Source organism: Cellulosimicrobium cellulans, from assembly GCF_042723955.1.
In the GTDB taxonomy this organism is placed as follows: Bacteria; Actinomycetota; Actinomycetes; order Actinomycetales; family Cellulomonadaceae; genus Cellulosimicrobium; species Cellulosimicrobium cellulans_H.
The window spans coordinates 1-4560 of record NZ_JBHXIC010000158.1 but is presented as its reverse complement, the minus strand read 5'-3'; the positions used below and the strand labels follow the sequence as shown (position 1 = coordinate 4560).

The 4560-nt window shown below is 74.7% G+C and carries 5 protein-coding genes; 1 reads left to right on the top strand and 4 read right to left on the bottom strand.

The window, feature by feature from the left end; all coding sequences use genetic code 11:
* Positions 1-34: 34 nt before the first annotated feature.
* Complete coding sequence (locus ACFWH7_RS20820; RefSeq protein WP_378219554.1) at positions 35-532, bottom strand: hypothetical protein; 498 nt, start codon at positions 530-532, stop codon at positions 35-37.
* A complete protein-coding gene (locus tag ACFWH7_RS20815; RefSeq protein ID WP_378219552.1) occupies positions 529-1164 on the bottom strand; it encodes an RNA polymerase sigma factor in 636 nt (211 codons plus the stop codon). Before ACFWH7_RS20815 ends, ACFWH7_RS20820 begins: the two co-directional genes overlap by 4 nt.
* A 453-nt stretch (positions 1165-1617) precedes the next feature.
* On the opposite strand from ACFWH7_RS20815, the gene ACFWH7_RS20810 reads away from it, so the two are divergent.
* Positions 1618-2913, top strand: coding sequence for a glycosyl hydrolase family 18 protein (locus tag ACFWH7_RS20810; protein WP_378219550.1), 1296 nt, complete (start codon positions 1618-1620; stop codon positions 2911-2913).
* 55 nt (positions 2914-2968) lie between these two features.
* On the opposite strand, the gene ACFWH7_RS20805 is transcribed toward ACFWH7_RS20810, so the two are convergent.
* Both ACFWH7_RS20805 and ACFWH7_RS20800 read right to left on the bottom strand, forming a co-directional pair.
* Positions 2969-3466, bottom strand: coding sequence for an acyl-CoA thioesterase (locus tag ACFWH7_RS20805; protein ID WP_378219548.1), 498 nt, complete (start codon positions 3464-3466; stop codon positions 2969-2971).
* A 55-nt stretch (positions 3467-3521) separates the two neighbouring features.
* Entirely contained in the window at positions 3522-4424 is a 903-nt protein-coding gene (locus tag ACFWH7_RS20800; protein ID WP_378219546.1) for a hypothetical protein, read from the bottom strand.
* Between the last annotated feature and the right edge of the window lie 136 nt (positions 4425-4560).

Genomic DNA, 4560 nt, shown 5'->3' with positions numbered 1-4560 from the left:
CCCCCCGGGGCCCCCCCCCCCCCCCACGAGTCGGCTACAGCTCGACGACGGGGGTGCTCACGGCGCCGCCGGCGCCGTCCGCGCGGCGCACGACGAGGCTCGCCGGGCCGCGGTCCACGGCGTCGAAGACGAACCGGCCGTCGTCGTCGCTCGTCGTCTCGCTCACGGCTCCGGGGCGGTGCAGCTCGACGCGCAGCGCCGTCGCCGGGGCCGCCCAGCCGTCGATGCGGATGCGGCCGTCGTCGGTCGGCGACAGCGAGATCATGACCGTGACGGACTCGGACGTGAACGTGATGGTGCGCGCCTCGACGGGCGGTGCGTCGCCCCGCACGGACATCTCGGGGACCTGGACGTACTCCAGCTCCATGACCTCGGCCTCGAGGCCCGCGAGGGTGATCGCGAACAGCGACCGCTCCACCAGGCCGTCGGGCACGGGGTCGATCTCCTCAGCGATGCGCGCCAGCTCCGCGAGCAGCGCGAGGTCGACGGCGTCGAGCGGCTCGTCGGGGCTGTGCGTCGGCTCGGTGCTCATGATGCTTCCCACGATTCCCCCTGGTCGTCGATGATGTCTCGCAGCTTGGCGAGGCAGCGGCCGCGCGTGGAGCCGATGCTCCCGACGGGCATGCCGATGGCGGCCGAGATGGCCTTGTAGTCGGGTCGGTCGGCGAGCGACACGAGCCGCAGGAGCCGTCGGCACCGGTCCGGCAGCAGGTCCAGCGCGGCCCAGAGGGTGCGGTCGCGCTCGTTGCGGAGCACCTCGACGTCCGGCGTCGGGTCTCCCGAGGGAAGCTCCGGCACGCCCTCGTCGGTGTCGTCGGGGAGCTCGGTGCGGCGCTTCGCCTCGTCACGGTGCTTGCGCACGGCCTCCCACGCGGCGCGCTTCGCCGTGATGAGCAGCCACTTCAGGACGGCGTGCGGTTCCTTGATCGTCATCGCGTTGCGCACGAGCGCGACCCACACGGTCTGGACGATGTCGTCGGCCTGCTCGCGCTCGACGCCCTGGGCGCGGACCGTGTGCCAGAGCAGCGGCGTCGCCTCGCGGACGAACTCGCCGAGGGCGTGGGGGCGACCGTCCCGGTACTCGAGGAGCGCGAACGCACCCCGGTCGCCCAGGCTCAGGCCGGGTTCGTCGGTGCCGGCCAGCTCGTCGGTCGATCTCGTCATAGGGGGCACTGTCCTCGGCACGCTCGTCCGGTCAGGCATCAGCGGGGGGTCCCCGGAAGCGCCTGATTCTAGGGCCGGGCCGGTGGGGTCGACAACCATCGTCACTGGTCACACCCCTCGCGGCTCGTGCGGCTGCGTCCCATCTCGCTCCTTCGACACGCGGGTGTGAGCGTCGGGCCGACGCTCCTCCACCGGGACAAGAGGGACGGGTCGCCCGTCTGATACACCCGTGACCCACCGGTCTGCGCGACACTGCCCACCGGTCCCAGGATCGCCGCCAGCCGCGCCGCAGTCTAGGGGTTCTCCCGTACGCGCGGCCCCGGAACTGCCGGGGAATCCCTCATGCGGCGGCACGGTGCGGGCTCCTAGCGTCGAGACGACCCCTGCACCCACCGCGGGTGCGGACCGGCGGGGCGCGACGTCGCGGCCCGCCCGAGCACGAGGAGCACTTCCGTGAGAACAGTCCTCTCCGGCCGCACGCGCGGCCGCACAGGGCGCGCGCTGCGCGCCCTCGCTACCGTCGTCGCCGCCGCGACCGTCGCGGCGGGCGGCACCCTCGCCGCCGCACCCGCGACCGCGGCGCCCGCTCCGGCCGTGGCAGCGCCCGCCGCCGCGGCGGCGGGCAGCACGCAATGGCTCACCGGCTACTGGCACAACTTCGACAACGGCTCCGTGACCATGCGTCTGTCGGAGATCCCCCAGGCGTACAACCTCGTCGCGATCGCCTTCGCCGACAACCTCGCCGGCACGCCGGGCGGCATCACGTTCAACCTCTCGAGCGCGGAGCTCGGCGGTTACACCGAGGCGCAGTTCAAGGCCGACGTCGCGACGATCCGCGCGCAGGGCCGCAAGGTCGTGCTCTCCGTCGGCGGCGAGAAGGGCAACGTCATCGTCTCGAACGCGACGGAGGCCAAGAACTTCGCCGACACCGCCTACGGACTCATGCAGAAGTACGGCTTCGACGGCGTCGACATCGACCTCGAGCACGGCATCAACGCGACGTACATGTCGAGCGCGCTGCACCAGCTCTCCGCGAAGGCCGGCCCGAACCTCATCCTCACCATGGCGCCGCAGACGATCGACTACCAGGCGACGAGCATGGGGTACTTCCAGCTCACCCTGGCGATCAAGGACATCCTCACGATCGTCAACACCCAGTACTACAACTCGGGCTCGATGATGGGCTGCAACCAGCAGGTCTACTCGCAGGGCACGGTCGACTTCCTCACCGCGCTGACCTGCATCCAGCTCGAGATGGGGTTGCGCCCCGACCAGGTCGGCATCGGCGTGCCCGCCGTCCAGAAGGCCGCCGGGGGTGGGTACCAGCCGCTCGCCAACGTCGTGAAGGCCGTCGACTGCCTCGAGGTCGGCACCGGCTGCGGCGCCTTCAAGCCCGCGACGCCGTACGGCAAGATCGGCGGCGTCATGACCTGGTCCATCAACTGGGACAAGACGAACAACTACCAGGTCGCGTCCGTCATCGGCTCGCGCCTCGCCAGCGGCCCGACCACGCCGACGGACCCGACAGACCCGACGGACCCCACCGACCCCACCGACCCCACGGACCCGACCGACCCCACGGACCCGGGCACCTGCACCGCCCCGGCGTGGTCCGCGTCGGCCGTGTACACGGGCGGCAACCGCGTCTCCCTCCAGGGCCGCACCTACGAGGCGAAGTGGTGGACGACGAACGAGAACCCGACGCAGAGCGGGCAGTGGGGCGTCTGGAAGGACCTCGGCGCCTGCTGACCCGATCGTGCCCCTGAGACGACGTCGGGCCGGGCCCCCCCGGCGCGGGCGACGGTCATCTCCGGCGGCGGAAGGTCAGCGGCTCCTCGACGAACGGCTCCCACGCCGCACGCTCGGTCTCCGTGATGCGGCGCGGCGCGCCGGACGCCGCGTCGACCACGACGATGGTGGTCACCGCCTTCGCGTAGGGGGCACCACCCGAGGTGGGGCCGGTGCGCTCGAAGCGGGCGGCGCCGTCGTGCACCTCGTAGCAGACCTCCAGGCTCGCGCCGCCCAGGTGCCCGATCCACAGCTCGACCCGCACGGGCGTCCGCGTGAAGCCGAGCGGGCGCAGGTACTCGATCTCCTGCCGCGCGACGAGCGTGTGGCTCGTCGCGGCCGGACCGGTCTCCAGGACCGCCGTGGGCCAGGCGTCCTCACCGGCCTCGGGGTGGGTCCAGAACGCCGTGATGCGCGCGTCCTCCAGCAGTCGGAACATCTCGACGTTGTTCACGTGGGCGTACGCGTCGAGGTCCGACCACCGCAGGGAGACGGGGACGTGCAGGCGGGTCATTCGGAGGTCCTCTCGCTCGACGGGGCGCGGCTGACGTTACCTCGTGCCCGGCGGGTCAGGAGGCGGCGACGAGGGCCGCGGCGCGACAGCTCGCGAGCGCGGACAGCTCCTCGCCCACCGGGAGCCGCACGAGGCGGTCCGCGACCTGCCCGACGGCGTCGCGCAGGCGGCGTCGGGCCCGGGCCGCACGACGGCGCCCGCCGACGGCCGCGGCGGCACGCGAGAGCAGGGCGACCAGGACGCCGACGACGATGCCTCCGAGCGCGAGCAGGGTCGGCCACGGCAGCTCGGGGGCTCCCGGCCCGCCGAGCGTGAGCACGGGCGTCGGCGGCTCGGGCAGGCGCAGGTAGGTGAACCCCCACAGCGCGGCGAGCCACAGCAGGCCGACCACCAGCGCCGCGAGCACGAGCCACTGCAACGCGCCCACGACGCGCCACCACGCGGGGCGGCGCGACGCCTCGAGCTCCGTCCCGGCCACCGCCTGGTCGAGCGCGTCGGCGAGGTCCGCGGCGCCCTCGGAGGCCCGACGGCGCACGGCGAGCGCCCAGTCGTCGGGAAGGCCCGCGGTGGCCTCGGAGGCGTAGTCGCGCACGGCCGTCTGCGCACCGGCGCGCAACGCCGCGCCGACGGCGGGCAGCGACGTCCGGGCGAGCTCGGGCCGCGCCTCGACCTCGCCTGCCCCGAGCTCCTTCGCGGTGCGTGCCCGGGCCGAGCCCGGGGCGGGTCCGGCCCGCAGGCCGATGCGCCGAAGCGGGTCGGGCCGGAACCGCCCGACCCAGCGCGTGACGGGCCAGCCGGTCGCGGCGCGCGCGTCGCGGACCGCCGAGCCCCGCACGGCCGCGACGACCGTCGGCACGCCTGCGGCGGCCTCGAGCGCGTCCACGAGGCCGTCGCGCGCCCGGCGCGCGGCGCGCTCCGGGACGGCCTCGCCGCACGCGGCGGCGACGCGCCGGGCCACGGCGCGCACGTCGGCGGCGAGCCGGTCGGTGGCCCCCCGCCCGGGCGCGCCCGCGGGCGCGCGCCGGGCGCCCGGGACCCGGCCCGGGGGGGGGGCTGGGGGGCGCGCCCGGGGGGGGGCGCTGTCGGGCGGGGGC